Source organism: Trinickia sp., assembly GCF_051954495.1.
In the GTDB taxonomy this organism is placed as follows: Bacteria; Pseudomonadota; Gammaproteobacteria; order Burkholderiales; family Burkholderiaceae; genus Trinickia.
The window spans coordinates 1-15,576 of sequence record NZ_JBQCHR010000133.1 but is presented as its reverse complement, the minus strand read 5'-3'; the positions used below and the strand labels follow the sequence as shown (position 1 = coordinate 15,576).

General features: G+C 65.3%; 16 protein-coding genes and 1 pseudogene. 9 read left to right on the top strand and 8 right to left on the bottom strand.

Annotation, left to right across the window (positions count from 1 at the left end; genetic code table 11):
• Positions 1-46 precede the first annotated feature (46 nt).
• Positions 47-325, top strand: coding sequence for a 30S ribosomal protein S20 (gene rpsT, locus ACTHNR_RS18590; RefSeq protein ID WP_440549134.1), 279 nt, complete (start codon positions 47-49; stop codon positions 323-325).
• 310 nt (positions 326-635) lie between these two features.
• Here rpsT and ACTHNR_RS18585 read toward each other — a convergent pair whose 3' ends face one another.
• Positions 636-965: a DUF3579 domain-containing protein gene (locus ACTHNR_RS18585; protein WP_440549133.1), complete on the bottom strand. Its 330-nt coding sequence runs from the start codon at positions 963-965 to the stop codon at positions 636-638.
• 223 nt (positions 966-1,188) lie between these two features.
• Between ACTHNR_RS18585 and argF the strand changes: the two genes are divergently transcribed.
• Positions 1,189-2,118 carry an ornithine carbamoyltransferase gene (gene argF / locus ACTHNR_RS18580; RefSeq protein WP_440549132.1) on the top strand — a complete coding sequence of 310 codons (930 nt, stop codon included), beginning with the start codon at positions 1,189-1,191 and terminating at the stop codon, positions 2,116-2,118.
• Positions 2,119-2,149: 31 nt separating this feature from the next.
• On the opposite strand, the gene murB is transcribed toward argF, so the two are convergent.
• Positions 2,150-3,187 carry a UDP-N-acetylmuramate dehydrogenase gene (gene murB, locus ACTHNR_RS18575; protein WP_440549131.1) on the bottom strand — a complete coding sequence of 346 codons (1,038 nt, stop codon included), beginning with the start codon at positions 3,185-3,187 and terminating at the stop codon, positions 2,150-2,152.
• Between the two features lie 255 nt (positions 3,188-3,442).
• Between murB and ACTHNR_RS18570 the strand changes: the two genes are divergently transcribed.
• Positions 3,443-3,928 (top strand): YajQ family cyclic di-GMP-binding protein, encoded by a 486-nt coding sequence (locus ACTHNR_RS18570; RefSeq protein ID WP_440549130.1) that lies wholly within the window; start codon positions 3,443-3,445, stop codon positions 3,926-3,928.
• 42 nt (positions 3,929-3,970) lie between these two features.
• Here ACTHNR_RS18570 and plsY read toward each other — a convergent pair whose 3' ends face one another.
• The 5 genes from plsY to queG all read right to left on the bottom strand — a co-directional run bounded on the left by plsY (position 3,971) and on the right by queG (position 8,194).
• Positions 3,971-4,633 (bottom strand): glycerol-3-phosphate 1-O-acyltransferase PlsY, encoded by a 663-nt coding sequence (gene plsY / locus ACTHNR_RS18565; protein WP_440549129.1) that lies wholly within the window; start codon positions 4,631-4,633, stop codon positions 3,971-3,973.
• A gap of 74 nt (positions 4,634-4,707) precedes the next feature.
• Positions 4,708-5,199 (bottom strand): Cys-tRNA(Pro) deacylase, encoded by a 492-nt coding sequence (gene ybaK / locus ACTHNR_RS18560; protein ID WP_440549128.1) that lies wholly within the window; start codon positions 5,197-5,199, stop codon positions 4,708-4,710.
• Between the two features lie 80 nt (positions 5,200-5,279).
• Positions 5,280-6,308: a site-specific tyrosine recombinase XerD gene (xerD, locus tag ACTHNR_RS18555; protein ID WP_440549127.1), complete on the bottom strand. Its 1,029-nt coding sequence runs from the start codon at positions 6,306-6,308 to the stop codon at positions 5,280-5,282.
• Positions 6,305-6,790 carry a methylated-DNA--[protein]-cysteine S-methyltransferase gene (locus ACTHNR_RS18550; protein WP_440549126.1) on the bottom strand — a complete coding sequence of 162 codons (486 nt, stop codon included), beginning with the start codon at positions 6,788-6,790 and terminating at the stop codon, positions 6,305-6,307. The genes xerD and ACTHNR_RS18550 overlap by 4 nt, the downstream gene beginning before the upstream one ends.
• Before the next feature lie 42 nt (positions 6,791-6,832).
• Positions 6,833-8,194: a tRNA epoxyqueuosine(34) reductase QueG gene (gene queG, locus ACTHNR_RS18545; RefSeq protein ID WP_440549125.1), complete on the bottom strand. Its 1,362-nt coding sequence runs from the start codon at positions 8,192-8,194 to the stop codon at positions 6,833-6,835.
• A 17-nt stretch (positions 8,195-8,211) separates the two neighbouring features.
• Between queG and tsaE the strand changes: the two genes are divergently transcribed.
• From tsaE to trxA, 4 genes are all read left to right on the top strand, one after another.
• Entirely contained in the window at positions 8,212-8,751 is a 540-nt protein-coding gene (gene tsaE, locus ACTHNR_RS18540; RefSeq protein WP_440549124.1) for a tRNA (adenosine(37)-N6)-threonylcarbamoyltransferase complex ATPase subunit type 1 TsaE, read from the top strand.
• Positions 8,733-10,340: an N-acetylmuramoyl-L-alanine amidase gene (locus ACTHNR_RS18535; protein ID WP_440549123.1), complete on the top strand. Its 1,608-nt coding sequence runs from the start codon at positions 8,733-8,735 to the stop codon at positions 10,338-10,340. The genes tsaE and ACTHNR_RS18535 overlap by 19 nt, the downstream gene beginning before the upstream one ends.
• 106 nt (positions 10,341-10,446) lie before the next feature.
• Positions 10,447-11,328 (top strand): pirin family protein, encoded by an 882-nt coding sequence (locus ACTHNR_RS18530; protein ID WP_440549122.1) that lies wholly within the window; start codon positions 10,447-10,449, stop codon positions 11,326-11,328.
• A 98-nt stretch (positions 11,329-11,426) separates the two neighbouring features.
• Complete coding sequence (gene trxA / locus ACTHNR_RS18525; protein WP_440549121.1) at positions 11,427-12,275, top strand: thioredoxin; 849 nt, start codon at positions 11,427-11,429, stop codon at positions 12,273-12,275.
• A gap of 46 nt (positions 12,276-12,321) precedes the next feature.
• Here the strand turns inward: trxA and tcdA are convergent, their stop codons facing one another.
• Positions 12,322-13,191: a tRNA cyclic N6-threonylcarbamoyladenosine(37) synthase TcdA gene (gene tcdA, locus ACTHNR_RS18520; RefSeq protein ID WP_440549120.1), complete on the bottom strand. Its 870-nt coding sequence runs from the start codon at positions 13,189-13,191 to the stop codon at positions 12,322-12,324.
• A gap of 158 nt (positions 13,192-13,349) precedes the next feature.
• Here tcdA and pdxH point away from each other — a divergent pair, with 158 nt between their 5' ends.
• On the top strand, positions 13,350-13,988 hold the full coding sequence (pdxH, locus tag ACTHNR_RS18515; RefSeq protein WP_440549119.1) for a pyridoxamine 5'-phosphate oxidase: 639 nt from the start codon (positions 13,350-13,352) through the stop codon (positions 13,986-13,988).
• Positions 13,989-14,156: 168 nt separating this feature from the next.
• Positions 14,157-15,353 (top strand): annotated as a pseudogene (locus tag ACTHNR_RS18510) (class I SAM-dependent methyltransferase); the annotation flags it as partial.
• Between the last annotated feature and the right edge of the window lie 223 nt (positions 15,354-15,576).

The window sequence follows — 15,576 nt, the reverse complement described above, 5'->3', positions numbered from 1 at the left end:
CGGCCTTCCGGCCGGGCGCCGAAACAGTACAGGACAAGGAACTCTCATGGCTAACTCCGCACAAGCACGCAAGCGCGCCCGTCAGGCCGCGAAGGCGAACTCGCACAACTCGGCGCTGCGCTCGAAGTACCGCACGGCAATCAAGGCTGTCCGCAAGGCGATCGAAGCCGGCGACCAAGCCAAGGCGGCGGAAGTTTTCCGCGCCTCGTCGAAGACGATCGACATCATTGCCGACAAGAAGATCGTGCACAAGAACAAGGCCGCTCGCCATAAGAGCCGCCTGGCTGCAGCCCTGAAGGGTCTGCAAGCCGCTGCTGCACAGTAAGTCACGAGAAGAGTAGCCGCACGGTAAGCTGCGCGAGCGTCTGCGGGGCCTTCGCCGCGCGGGCCGCCTATGCTGGACCGCAACGACCCCGCCGTACAAACGGCCGGGTCGTTTTGCATTTGAGCGTCGGTTTCCGCGAACGAACAAGGCCCGCGCCCCGCGCTTTGGCGCGGCGGGTCGCAATGCCTTTCAGGCGATGAAGTGAACCTCGAGGCCTCATGGCCTGGAGAAAAGAGGAAAGAGGAAAGAAGGAAAAAACAAGAAAGCCGGAAGCCAAGAAGGCAGGAGCGGCCCTTTCGAGCCTATCCGCCTACTTCGCGCGCACCGCGCCGTGATCGTCGGGCAACTCGCAAGCCTCGGTCACCACGAGATCGTTATCTTTCGCGAAGTTCATCACAAAATCGAACGCCATCGGTTCGATGTCGCGCAGCCTCGAATCGACGATGACGCACTTGAGATCGCCGAGCAGCGTTGGACGGACGTAGCGCGAGTATTGCAACCGCGCATTGGGACCTTGAGCGCCGGGGCCATAGCAGGACATGACTCCCGCGAGGCGCTCCGACCAGTCACTCGGGCGAAACTTCTTTCCGCCTTTCGTGATGCCTTGAATGAAGAATTCAGTGTGGGATGCTTCGGCCATGTAAAAAACCCATGAAACGTGCCCGAAGCCTGCCCGCCGGGCTTGGGAAAACTCGTCGATTATAACACCGGAAGCGACTTTTGCCGCACTGCACACAAACGGGGCACGCCCCCGCCGCGGCTCGTCAAACGGAAAAAAATCCTTTATGCTGCCTGGAGTTACCACATCGACGGCGGCGCCGTCCGGTGCGCTCGCACCGGGTCAAGCCCGCCGTATTTGTTTCATGGCCGCCAAACAAATCCGTCACTACCTGCAGTTCAACGACTTCTCCCTGGATGACTACGAGTACGTGCTGGAGCGTGCCCGCATCCTGAAGCGCAAGTTCAAGAACTACGAGACCTATCACCCGCTGCACGACCGCACGCTGGCGATGATTTTCGAAAAATCGTCGACGCGCACGCGGCTCTCGTTCGAAGCCGGCATCTTCCAACTAGGCGGCCACGCCGTGTTCATGAGCACGCGCGATACCCAGCTCGGCCGGGGCGAACCGATCGAGGACGCCGCACAGGTCATCTCCCGCATGGTCGACATCATCATGATCCGCACCTTCGGGCAAGACATCCTGCGCCGTTTCGCAGAAAACTCCCGCGTGCCCGTGATCAACGGCCTGACGAACGAATACCATCCGTGCCAGGTGCTCGCCGATATCTTCACGTTCTACGAACACCGGGGTCCGATCGCGGGCAAGACCGTGGCGTGGGTGGGCGATGCGAACAACATGCTGTACACGTGGATCGAAGCCGCGCAGATCCTCGGGTTCAAGCTGCGCATCTCCACGCCGGCCGGCTACAAGCTCGACCCGGCGCTGGTCGCGCCCGGCAGCGAGCCGTTCTTCAAGGAATTCGACGATCCGAATCAAGCTTGCGAAGGCGCCGATCTCGTCACGACCGACGTCTGGACCAGCATGGGCTTCGAGGCCGAAAACGAGGCTCGCCAGGCCGCATTCGCCGATTGGTGCGTCGATGCCGAGATGATGGGCCGCGCGCACCCCGATGCGCTGTTCATGCACTGCCTGCCTGCTCATCGCGGCGAGGAAGTGAGCGCGGAGGTCATCGACGGGCCGCAAAGCGTCGTCTGGGATGAAGCCGAGAACCGGCTGCACGTGCAAAAAGCGCTGATGGAGTTCTTGCTGCTCGGCAAGCTCAATCATTGAACGCCGCCGGGCGTCAGGCCCGCGGCGGCATCTAGATCACGACGGGCTCGGCCTCGAGCCGCACTCCGAAACGCGCGAGCACGTCCGCTTGGATGGCTCGCGCCAGCTCCAGCACTTGAGCGCCCGTCGCACCGCCTCGATTCACGAGCACGAGCGCCTGCCGATCATGCACGGCGGCGCCCCCCACCGCCCGCCCCTTCCAGCCGCACCGATCGATGAGCCAACCGGCCGCCAGTTTGACGCGACCGTCGGCCTGCCGATAGGACGCGATTTGCGGCTCATGCGCGCGCAGCGCCTCGTACGTCGTTTCATCGACGACCGGATTCTTGAAAAAGCTGCCGGCATTGCCGAGCATGGCCGGATCGGGCAGTTTCGCCCGGCGAACGGCCACCACCGCATCGAAAATGGCGCGCGGCGACGCATCGGTCCCGCTCGCTTCCAGCACGCGCGCCACATCGGCATAGTCGGCACGTGGCGTCCACGCTTTCGGCAGGCGGAACGTTACCGAAGTGATGGCAAAACGCTCCCGCCCCTCCTGCTTGAAAAAACTATCTCGATAACCGAAGCGGCATTGCCCCGCGTCGAGTTCGACCCGCGCGCCCGTGGCCAGCTCGATGGCTTGCAGCGAATGGAACCGTTCGGCCATCTCGAGGCCGTATGCGCCGATATTCTGGATCGGCGCCGCGCCTACCGTGCCCGGGATCAACGCCAGATTCTCGAGCCCCGGCAAGCCGTTCTCGAGCGTCCATGCGACAAACGCATGCCAATTTTCCCCTGCGGCCGCCTCGACGTACCACGTTTGGTCGTCTTCCCGAACGAGACGCTTGCCGGCCAGCGCCACGAGCATGACGACGCCGTCGAAATCATGCGTGAGAACGATGTTGCTGCCGCCGCCGAGCACAAGGTGGGGCAGGCCGGCCACGCGCGGGTCGCGCAGCACGGCCGCGAACTGATCGGCCGTTTCGATGCGGCAAAACCAGCGCGAGCGCGCCTCGAAGCCGAACGTGTTGTGCGCGCGCAGCGAATAGTCTGGAACAAGTACAGGGGCGTGGGAGTCGGAGGCGGACATCGGCAAAGAGCGCACTGGCGCTGCACTACTAGGACTACTAGGGCTAGCCGTCGCACAATGCGAAGCATGGTGCGGCACGGCCACGACCCGGCGTTTTCTCGGAAGAAAGGCGTCGGTAAAATGGCGATCGGTCGTGATTATAGCGAGTGCCCGAAGCGCGCGGTCCGCGCGGGCACGCAAGCATCCCGCGGGCGTCGGCTGCATTTCGCGCGTGGCCGCCGCCCCTACACAGTTGCACAGTTCGGAGAAATGAATATGCCGTCGTTCGATGTAGTCTGCGAAGCCAATATGGTCGAAGTCAAAAACACGATCGAGCAATCCAACAAGGAGATATCGACCCGCTTCGATTTCAAGGGATCGGACGCGCGAGTCGAGCAAAAGGAACGGGAACTCACGATGTTCGCCGACGACGACTTCAAGCTCGGCCAAGTCAAGGACGTCTTGCTGTCGAAGATGGCCAAGCGCGGCGTCGACGTGCGCTTTTTGGATTACGGCAAGATCGAAAAGATCGGCGGCGACAAGGTCAAGCAGATCGTGACGATCAAGAAAGGCGTGTCGGGCGACTTGGCCAAGAAAATCGTCAAGCTCGTGAAGGACAGCAAGATCAAGGTGCAGGCGAGCATTCAAGGCGACGCCGTACGCGTGACGGGCGCCAAGCGCGACGATCTGCAAAGCGTCATCGCGCTGTTGCGCAAGGATGTGACGGACACCCCGCTCGACTTCAACAACTTCCGCGACTGACGCGACTAACGTAACCCACGCGCCGGCCGCGAGCGCCCTGCCTCAACGCTTGCGGGCGTGCGCCGCGCCGGCGTCGCGCTCGGCGCTCGCAGGCAGCCCCGCCTTCTTCTTCTCGCCGATCCGGCTTTCCTTGCCGGCAATGAGCTTCGCGATATTGCCGCGGTGACGCCATACGAGCAGCGCGCTCATGGCGAATACGGCCCATGCCACGCGATTCGGGCCGAACAGGAATACGTCGAACAGCGGCGCGAATACCGCCGAGACGAGCGCGGCGAGCGAGGAATACCGGAAGAAGAACGCGATGATGAGCCAGGTCAGCGCAGTGGCGAGACCCAGGACCGGGTTGACGGCCAGCAGAACGCCGGCGGCCGTCGCGACGCCCTTTCCGCCCTTGAACTTGAAGAAGATCGGGTAGAGGTGCCCCAGGAACACGGCGATCGCCGCCAGCGCGACGGCGGTATCGTCAAGGCCGTATCGCGGCCCGAACCGGGCGACGAGCCAAACGGCCAGCCAGCCCTTGAACGCGTCGCCGAGCAACGTGAGAATCGCCGCAAGCTTGTTGCCGCTGCGCAGCACGTTCGTGGCGCCCGGATTCTTCGAGCCGTAGGAGCGTGGATCGGCCAGCCCCATGGCGGCGCTGACGATGACGGCAAACGAAACCGACCCGATCAAATAAGCGGCGACGGTGGCGATCAAAAGTGGCATGGGCAGAACTCGTTCGGCTTGGCAGGCAGTGCGCGAGAGCGCGCGGGGCGGGTCATTTTACAGAACGGCGCGCGTCAGTCGACGCTCGCGCATTGGACGGGGCGGGCGTTCAGCAGCGACGTCAGCACCGACGGCGCAAGGCTCACGAGATAACCGCGGCGCCCGCCGTTCAAATAGATCGAAGCCAGTTCTAGGATGCTCGACTCGACGTAGATCGGCATCGGCTTTTTCGTCCCGAACGGCGAAGTGCCGCCGACGAGGTAGCCGGAGTGGCGGTTCGCGACCTCGGGCTTGCACGGCTCGACGCGTTTCGCGCCGATCTGGCGGGCAAGGTTTTTGGTCGACACCGTGCGGTCGCCATGCATCAGGACGATGAGCGGCTTGCCGTGCTCATCCTCCATGACGAGCGTCTTGACGACGTGATGCTCGTCCACGCCGAGCTGGCGTGCCGATTCCGTGGTGCCGCCGTGCTCGACGTACTCGTAGGGGTGTTCGCCGAAACTGACGTTGTGGCGACGCAGAAACTGCGTGGCCGGGGTCTCCGAGACATGTTTGGTTTTGCTCATCGGCGCATTGTAAGCGGTAAGCGCATGGGCGATATCGTTTCGTCGTGGGGCGGGGCCGAGCCGCGTCCGAGCTGCCGCGCTCAGCCGCGCGGATGGTGAATCGCATGCAAAGTCTTGAGCCGCTCGCGCGCGACGTGCGTGTAGATTTGCGTCGTGGAAATGTCGGCGTGCCCCAGCAGCAGTTGCACGACGCGCAAATCGGCGCCGTGATTGATGAGGTGCGTCGCGAACGCATGACGCAGCGTATGCGGCGAAAGCGGCGTCTGCACGTCCGCCGCGCGCGCATGGCGCTTGATGATGTTCCAGAACTGTTGCCGCGTCATCCCCTCGCCGCGAGCCGTCACGAACAAGGCGTCGTCGGCGCGCGCGCCCATCAGCGCGGGCCGCCCCTCGCGAAGATAGCGCGCGATCCAGCCGTGCGCTTCCTCGCCGAACGGCACCAGGCGCTCCTTGGACCCCTTGCCCATCACGCGCACGACCCCTTCGTTCAAACCGACTTCGACGGTCTTGAGCAACACGAGCTCGCTCACACGCAGACCGCTCGCGTACATGAGTTCGAGCATCGTGCGATCGCGCAGCCCGAGCGCGGTCTCGACGTCGGGCGCGGCGAGCAGGGCTTCGACTTGAGCCTCGGTCAGCGTCGACGGAAAACGCGGCGCCTGTTTGGCCGAGCGAATGCGCATCGTAGGATCGGCGCTGATGCGGTGCTCGCGCAGCGCCCACGCGTAATAGCGCCGGAAAACGGACAGCCGCCGGTTGGCCGACGTCGGTTTGCCGTCGCTGCGGGCCGCGAGATAGCCGTTGATCAGCGCTTCGGTCGCCGCGTCGATGCCGATACCATGCGTGCGGGCAAGCCAGTCGCCGAACAAACGCAAGTCGCGTCCGTAGGCGTCGAGCGTGTTGCGTGCAAGGCCGTGCTCGAGCCACAGCGCATCGCCGAAGGCGTCGATCGCGCCCGTGTTGGCCGTTTGCAGCTCGGACGTATCGGTTTCGCCGCTGCGATCGACATCGGCGGACGGTGCGCTTGCCGATGAACGGCGCGCCGATGCAAGCCCCGCTTCGGCCGTCTGCGATGCGCTCGTCACATCGAATCCATCGTTGTTGCTCATAACGCCAACGCCAGTTGGCTACTCTCGTGCGAGAGCAGCCAGCGCTTGACGCGCGGATAGAAGCCGTCGCCGCCGTGATGCGAGAACCCGCCGAGCCCGCCCGCCGCGACGACGCGGTGGCAAGGAATCACGAGCGGAAACGGGTTGTCGCCGCACGCTTGCCCCACCGCGCGCGGAACGCCGCCCACCTTTTGCGCGAGCGTCCCGTAGGTCAGCACGCTGCCGAGCGGGATTTCGCACATCGCCTGCCAGACGCGCCGCTGAAACGGCGTACCGACATCGGCGAGCGGCAGATCGAACGGCGCGTGAGCGTCGGCCAAGTAGGATTCGATTTGCCGCGCGGCTCGCTCGGCGAGCGCCGAATCGGGGGCCGTCGCCGGTATCGAATCCTCTAGGTAAGTAATTGCGCGCACGAAGCCGGCCGCGGCATCGACTTCGATTCCGACCTTGCCGAACGGCGCGCTCACGACGGCGTTGTACATCGCTCTCATCTCCAAGGGTTGACGGCGGCGTTGCGCGATAGCTTACGCCGCTTGCAGCGCCCATTGCACGTGCTCACGCACGAGCGGCGACGGATCGCGCTCTCTCGCGCGCAATGCGGCGACGATGCGCGCACGCGCCACATCATCGAGCGCGCGCATCGGAACGACATGGGCGGACGTGCCGCCTCCCGCTGGGTCGCCGGCGCCCGGCGCCGTCATTTGGCCCTCGTCGCTTGGCCCCGGCTGCGACGCGCGCAGCGCATTGCCCATCGCCACGGCCAAGTTGCGCAGCCAACGTTCGTGACCGATGCGGCGAATCGCGCTGCCCTGCATACGCGTATCGAATTCGTCCTCGCTCCACGCGAAGAGTTCGACGAGCCGCGCGCCGTCGAGCCCATGGCGAACGTCGAAATCGTCGACGGGCGCTGCCTGCGCGAACTTGTTCCACGGACACACGAGTTGGCAGTCGTCGCAGCCGTAGATTCGGTTGCCGATCAAAGGGCGCATCGGCTCGGGAATGCTCCCTTTCAATTCGATCGTCAGGTAGGAGATGCAGCGTCGCGCATCGACGCGATACGGCGCGACGATCGCGCCGGTCGGGCACGCGTCGATGCAGCGCGTGCAGTGCCCGCAATGCGCGCCGGCCTCGCGCGTCGCACGCGCCGGGTCGGTTTGCGCGTCGGTCGGGAGCGGAATGTCGACGTAGATTTCGCCGAGGAAAAACAACGACCCCGCGTCGCGCTCGAGCAGCAGCGTGTGCTTGCCGCGCCACCCGATCCCAGACTTCTGCGCAAGCGCGACTTCGAGCACCGGCGCCGAATCCGTGAAGACGCGGTAGCCGTATGCGCCCACTTCGCGCTCGATGCGTTCGGCCAGCTGCTGCAGGCGCTGGCGGATCACTTTGTGATAATCGCGGCCGCGTGCGTAGACCGAGACGACCGCTGCCGACGGGTCGGACAAACGCGCCAGCTCGCGCGCGCGCCAGTCGGCGTTTCCCGCAGCGACCGCGGCGCCGGGCTCGGCTGACAACGGGCTTTCATCATGCGCCGCGGTCAGCGACGATGCAGGCAAATAGGCCATGCGCGCCGTCACGACGCGTAGCGTGCCGGCCACAAGCTCGGCCGGCCGTGCGCGTTTGGCGCCATGTTTGGCCATATAATCCATCTCGCCGTGGCAGCCCGCGTCGAGCCAAGCGGCAAGCGCCGCTTCGGCTTCCGAGAGATCGGTATCGCTGATCCCGACGGCGCCGAAGCCGAGCTCGCGGCCCCACGCCTTGATGCGTTGCGCGAGCGCCGCCAGCGCGGCGTCGTCAAGGGGCTTCGCCTGCGAGTCGGCCGCGCCGCCCGTATCGGCTTGCCCAAACGGGGGCGCGCCCGAGGCGGCCTGTTCCGGACTTCGTTTCATCCCGCTATTTTACGAGAATGCCCGTCGCGCCCGATCCGTCGTTTTTTCCACTCGCGAACGTCTTGCTCGAGCGCCGTTTCACGCTCGAGAACCTCGCGGCCACGGACGCGTTCGGCGCACGCTTCGCGCATGCGATCGACTTCGTACGCGCGACGCCCGGCTTCACCGGCCTGCACGTGCAGCTGCTCGGCGATCTCGGCGCCGGCAAGACCACCCTGGTGCGGGCGACGTTGGCGGGCCTCGGCCATCCTGGCCGCGTGCGCAGCCCGACCTATACGCTGGTCGAGCCGTACGCCCTCGCGCGCGAGGATGGTGAACTCGAGCTCTATCACTTCGATCTATACCGTTTCGCCGATCCGGCGGAATGGGCCGATGCTGGCTTTCGCGAATATTTCGATGCGGGTGCGATCTGCCTCGTCGAATGGCCGCAAAAAGCCGGCGCGCTGCTCGGCACGCCCGATCTCGTCTTCGCGCTCGAACCCGGCGAGGACGAGCGGCGCTTCATCGATGCGCGCGCGTACAGCGAATCAGGAAAAGCATGTCTCGAAAGATGTTGATCAAGCCGTTCCAGTCGATCGAATCGGCCGCCACGGCAACGCATAACTGGCGCCGCCGCCAAATGCTGCGCGCCGGCGCGTCGTCGCTCGTCGTGGGTTTGGCCGCTTCGCTTTCGCTGCCGCGTCTCGCACTGGCGAGCTCGGTGCTGGGCGTGCGCGTCTGGCCCGCACGCGATTACACGCGCGTGACGATCGAGTCCGATCAGCCGCTGCAGACGACGCAACAGTTGCTGCAAGGGCCCGATCGCCTCGTCGTCGATTTGAACGGGCTCGATCTCGATCAGGCTTTGCGCGATCTCGTGTCGAAGATCACGCCGAACGACCCGCAAATCCAAACCGTGCGCGTCGGCCAGTTTCAGCCGCACGTCGTGCGCCTCGTTTTCGACTTGAAGGGCTCGGTCAAGCCGCAGGTATTCTCGCTGCCGCCGGTCGGGACCTACCGTTATCGCCTGGTGCTCGATCTCTATCCGAGCGTCGCACCCGATCCGCTGATGGAGTTGCTGGCCGAAACCGAGCGCAAGGAAAAGCGCCTCTCCGACAGCGAGCGCGGCGGCGACGCCTTGCAGCCGCCCGCTCCGCTCGCAGGCCCCGCGAGCCCGCCGTCGGCGTCGCCGTCCTCGCCGACCGACAACAGCGACGCCTTCTTCGAGCGGTACGCGCAAAACACACCGCCCGGCCCGCAGGGTCCGAATGCAAACGCCAGCCCGAGCCCCACGCCCGGCGTGCCTGGCAGCGGGCGCAAGCCGGGCAAGCCGAACGCCGCGCCGCCCGCGCTCGCGCAGCGCAGGAGCGCACCCGACACGCACGCCGGCCCGAGCAACGACGGCCTGAGCGACGGCGACACCTATGCGTTCACCGCGCCGAAGACGGGCAAGACCGTGCGTTTGCTGACGGTCGCGGTCGATCCGGGCCACGGCGGCGAAGATCCGGGTGCGATCGGCAGCGCGGGCACCTACGAGAAGCACATCGCGCTCGATGTCGCCAAGAAGCTGCGCGCGTTGATCGACGCGCAGCCCAATATGCGAGCCATGATGACGCGCGACGCCGATTTCTTCGTGCCGCTGAACGTGCGCGTGCAAAAGGCACGGCGCGTCGGCGCCGATCTGTTCGTATCGATCCACGCCGACGCCTTCACCACGCCCGAGGCGCGCGGCTCGTCGGTCTTCGCGCTGTCGGAGCACGGCGCGTCGAGCGCCGCGGCGCGCTGGATGGCCAACAAGGAAAACTCGTCGGATCTCATCGGCGGCATCAACGTCAAGACGCAAGACGAATCGGTGAACCGCGCCCTGTTCGACATGTCGACGACGGCGCAAATTCGCGATTCGCTGCGCTACGGCTCGTTCGTGCTCAAGGAAGTCGGCGAAATCAACAAACTGCACAAGGGCTCGGTCGAGCAAGCGGGTTTCGCGGTGCTCAAGGCGCCCGACATCCCCTCGATCCTCGTCGAAACGGCGTTCATCAGCAATCCCGAGGAAGAAGCCCGCCTGAACGACGACGGATACCGTAGCGAAATGGCCAACGCGATCCTGAAAGGCATCAAGCGCTACTTCGCGGCCAACCCGCCGCTCGCGAAGAACCGCATGGCGTAAGCGCGCCGCGGCGCGTCGGCGCGCACCTCGTCATGCGGGCGCGCCGGCTCGACCGATCGGCTGGGCGAAGTACAATGACTGCCCACGATCCCCAAGGGAGCGCGCCGTGCCGCCGTCCGTCAAAGCCATCCTCAAACCGTCGCTGCGCGACATCGGCAGCCTCACGGTGCGCCGCGTGCTGCCCGCGCTTGCCGCCCGCCTCGTCGGCCCGTTCATCTTCTTCGACCATATGGGGCCCGCGAGCTACGCGCCTGGCACCGGCGTCGACGTACGGCCGCACCCCCACATCGGCCTCGCGACCGTCACGTACCTCTTCGAAGGCGTCATGCTGCACCGGGACAGCCTCGGCTCCGTGCAGAAAATCACGCCCGGCGACGTCAATTGGATGACGGCCGGACGCGGCATCGTGCATTCCGAGCGCACGCCCGACGAAGCGCGGCGCCACGGCCAGGTGATGCACGGCATTCAAACCTGGGTGGCGCTGCCGCTCGCGCATGAGGACGCGGAACCCGCATTCGAGCACCATGCGGCCGCCACGTTGCCGCGAATCGAGCGCAACGGCGTCACGCTAACGGTCATCGCCGGCAGCGCCTTCGGCGCGCAGGCGCCCACGCGCACGTTTTCCCCCACGCTTTACGTTGCGGCGGATTTCGCCCCCGACGCCGCGCTCGCGATCGATGCGGAGCACGAGGAACGCGGCGTCTATCTCGTCGACGGCGATCTGGCGATCGACGGCGAACCGCTTGACCCCGCGCATATGGCCGTGCTCGTACCCGGCGAAACGGCCACGCTGTCGAGCCGCGCCGGTGCGACGGTCATGCTGCTCGGCGGCGCGAAACTCGACGGCGAGCGCTTCATCGAATGGAATTTCGTGGCAAGTTCGCGCGAAAAAATCGCTCAGGCGAAAACGGCTTGGACCGAGCAAACCATGGGCAAGGTGCCCGGCGAGACGGAATGGATCCCGCTGCCGGAGCGGCCGGCGCACTGACTTCAGGCGTAAGCCCGTCCAGCCGGGCGGGCGGTTGAAATGGCGCGTATGCCCCCCATCTGCTGCAAGTCACAGCCTAAGAGGACAGCGAGGACGAAATGAACACCACTCTGGCCACATTCGAAAAAGACGTGATCGATGCCTCGGCGCTCGCCCCCGTCCTCGTCGACTTCTGGGCGCCCTGGTGCGGCCCCTGTAAGTCGCTCGGCCCACTGCTCGAAAAGCTCGAGCACGACTACGCGGGCCGCTGGCGGCTCGTTAAAGTCAATGTGGACGACGACCCGCAACTCGCCGCGCACTTCCAAGTGCGCAGCATTCCGCACGTCGTCGCGTTCTCGGAAGGCCGCCCCGTCGATCAATTCACGGGCGTGCTGCCCGAAAACCAGTTGCGCGCGTTCATCGAGCGGCTCGTCCCGAACCCGGCGCAAGCCGAGCAGCGCGCCGCGCACCATGCGCTCGAACAAGGCCAGCTCGGCGTCGCCCGCGACCATCTGCAAGCGGCGCTCGCGCTAGATCCGGGCTTCGACGATGCGCGGCTCGACCTGATCGAACTGTTACTCGACGAAGAGCAAGTGGACGACGCGCGCCGCGAGGCCGAGTTGCTGTCGCCGAAAACGACGCAAGGCATCGACGTGCGCTACAACTCGCTCAAGACGCGCCTGGATGCGCTCGACGCGGCCGCCGAGCTGCCGCCGACCGACTCGCTCGAGGCCGCCGTCGCCGCCGACCCGGGCAACCTGGAGGCGCGCTTCGATCTGGCCAATGCGCTGATCGCCCGGCGCGCCTACGAGCCGGCGCTCGAGCACTTGCTCGAGATCGTCAAGCGCGATCGGGCGTTCCGCGACGATGTCGGCCGAAAGACCATGCTCTCGGTGTTCGATTTGGCGTCGCACCGGCCGGAACTCGTATCCGAGTGGCGCCGCCGGCTCAGCGCGATGCTGCATTGACGAAAGCAGGAATACAGGCACGAAAGCGGGCGCGAGAGCGCCCGCCTCAACCGGCAGCCTTCGCCAACACCCGCAGCACGTGGGCGGCCGCGGCGAACCCGAAGCTCGCCGTCACGCACACACTGGAGCCGAACCCCGCGCAATTCAGGCCGACGGGCCCCGCGTGGCCGGCCGAGCTGGCCACGTGCTGCGCGACGTCGTCCATATCGCATACGGCTGCTTCCGGGTAGATGAGCGGCTCGTCGGAATACACGGCGTTCACCTTGAACTTGGCCTTCGGCCCGCGCGGAAAGCCGTGGTGCTTGCGCAGCTGCGCGCGCACTTTCGAGAGCAGCGGGTCTTGAATGGTCAGCGCGAGATCGTCGATGCGGATGCGCGTGGGGTCGAGCTGCCCACCCGCTCCGCCTACCGTGATGAGCGGCTGCCCGCGCTCGACGCACCAGGCGATCAGCGCCGTCTTCGTGCGCACGCTGTCGATCGCGTCGACGACATAGTCGAATCCGCCGCCGAGCAGCGCGTCGAAGTTCTCCGGATCGACGAAATCCTCGACTCGACGCACCTCGCACTGGCGGTCGATCAACGCGATCCGCTCGGCCATCGCGTCGACTTTCGCCTTGCCGAAATTGCCGTCCAGCGCATGAACCTGCCGGTTCGTGTTGCTTTCAGCCACATTATCGAGGTCGATCAGCGTCAGCTTTCCGACAGCGCTGCGCGCAAGCGCCTCGGCCACCCATGAGCCGACCCCGCCGATGCCGATAACGGCCACATGCGCCCGCTCGAAGGCTGCGAGCGCCCGCTGGCCGTAAAGCCGTGCTATCCCCCCGAACCGGCGTTCGCGGTCGGCCTGCTCGGCGTCCGCTAACGCGGGAGCAAGAGTAAGATCGGAGGGAGTCGCGCTGGCGCCGAGGCTGGACATGATGCGTAAAAATCAAACGAGCAAGACCTGTATTGTGCCTCATCGGCCCGCGTCGGGCCGCCTGCCCCATGCCCGCCCGCCTTGCGGCGGAGCGACACGCGGCACGTTTTTCCGCGGTTGGCTATACTGATCCCGCCCTGTAGCGGTCGCATAAGAACATGACTACCCTAGCCGATCTCCGAAAAGACTACGCGCGCGGTTCGCTCGACGAAACGAGCGTCGACGCGAGCCCCATCCGCCAATTCGACGCTTGGTTCAAGCAAGCGCTCGACGCTCGGCTGCCCGAACCCAATACGATGACGCTCGCCACCGTCGACGCGCGCGGCTATCCGTCGGCCCGAATCGTGCTGATCAAAGGGGTGGACGAGCGCGGGTTCGTGTTCTTCACGAACTATGAAAGCCGCAAGGGACTGGATCTGGCGGCCAACCCGCATGCCAGCCTGCTCTTTTATTGGATCGAGCTCGAGCGCCAGGTGCGCATCGAAGGTACGGTCGTGAAGACCAGCGCCGAAGAAAGCGACATGTACTTCAACTCGCGCCCGCTGGGCTCGCGCATCGGCGCTTGGGCGTCGGAGCAGAGCCGGCCGCTCGAGAGCCGTGCGCTGCTCGAAGCGCGCGAGAAGTCATTCTCGGAGCGCTTCGGCGAAACGCCCCCGCGCCCGCCGCACTGGGGCGGCTATCGCCTCGTGCCCGACCTGATCGAATTCTGGCAAGGCCGCCCTTCGCGGCTGCACGATCGCATTTTGTACACGCGCGAGAGCGCCGAAGGCTGGCGCATCTCGCGGCTGTCGCCTTGACGGCGAGCTGACGCGCCCAACGGAGCTGCCTGTGCGCGGTTGCCCGACCGCGCGCAGGGGCTGCGTCGCTCGGACGTCTTTGCAAGACCACGCCGCCCGCGTTCGCACGCGACATGCGGGCGGCTGCTTTGCTCTGCTTTGCATTTTCAACGTACACGGAGAAAACGCATGTTCTGGGAGAAAAAGCTGGCTCAGTGGGTGGACGAAGTGCGAAATCAGACGAACCTGCCGGCGCGTCTCGTGTTGTGGAATGGGCAGCAATTGGACTTCGGCAGCTTCGCCGCGCCGCAAGTCACGCTGAAGGTCAATTCGGCGTCGGCCTTGCCGCTGCTGCTCGAACCGAGCCTCGACAATCTCGGCGAGGCTTATGTAAAAGGCAAAATCGACATCGAGGGCAAGCTCTCGGACATCATTACGATCGGTTATTCGCTCGCCAAAAGCACGGTCACCAGCGCGAGCAAGCTGGCGCGCGTGCGACGCTATTTCAATCACACGAAGGCATCGGATCAAAAGGCGATCCAGTACCACTACGACGTCTCGAACGAGTTCTATCGGTATTGGCTCGATGAGAACATGGTCTATTCGTGCGCCTATTTCGAAAACGGCGACGAAGACCTAGCCACGGCGCAGCTGAAGAAAATCGATCACATCCTCACGAAGATCCGGCTGGAGCCGGGCCAGCGCCTGCTCGACATCGGCTGCGGCTGGGGCGCGCTCGTCTTGCGCGCGGCGAGCAAGTTCGGGGCGCAGTGTGTCGGCGTGACGCTATCGCAGAACCAATTCGATCTCGCCACCGCACGCGTCAAGGCGGCCGGCCTGGCCGACAAGATCGAAATCCGCCTGCAGGACTATCGCGAAATCGAGGGGCAATTCGACCGCATCACCAGCGTGGGGATGTTCGAGCACGTGGGGCGCAAGAACCTACCGATGTACTTCGGCAAGATCCGCGAATTGCTCGCCGAGGACGGCATCGCGATGAACCACGGTATTACGTCCACCGATTACGACAGCGGCGAAACCGCGCTCGGCGGCGGCGAATTCATCGACCGCTATGTGTTCCCCGACGGCGAACTGCCCCATATCAGCCTCGCGCTCGAAGCGATGCAGCGCGGCGGGCTCGAACCCGTCGACATCGAAAGCTTGCGCCGCCATTACGCCCGTACGCTTGAGATCTGGACCGAGAACTTCGAGAAGCACAGCGAGACACTGAAAACGCTCGTCGACGACGAAAAATTCAGAATCTGGCGCGTTTATCTAGCCGGCTGCGCCTATGCGTTCGAAAACGACGACGTCTCGCTGTTCCAAATCGTATGCCGGCGAGCCGGACGCAGCGCTCACACGTGGCCTGGGTCGCGCCGCTACATGTCCGCTCGGCCGCTCAGCGCGGGAGCCGCCCGCCCGGGCTCCGCGCGTTGGACACCCTGGGGCCCGGCACCGATGGCAGCAAGCAAAGACGATACGCAGTTCGACCTATTCGGCGAGATGGACGCCGGCTCGCCGCAGCCGGCGTCCGCCGACGAACCCCTCACCGATCGTGCAGATGCGGCTGGCGATAGCCCACCGCCCAAGGCGGCCCGCCGCGCGCGGG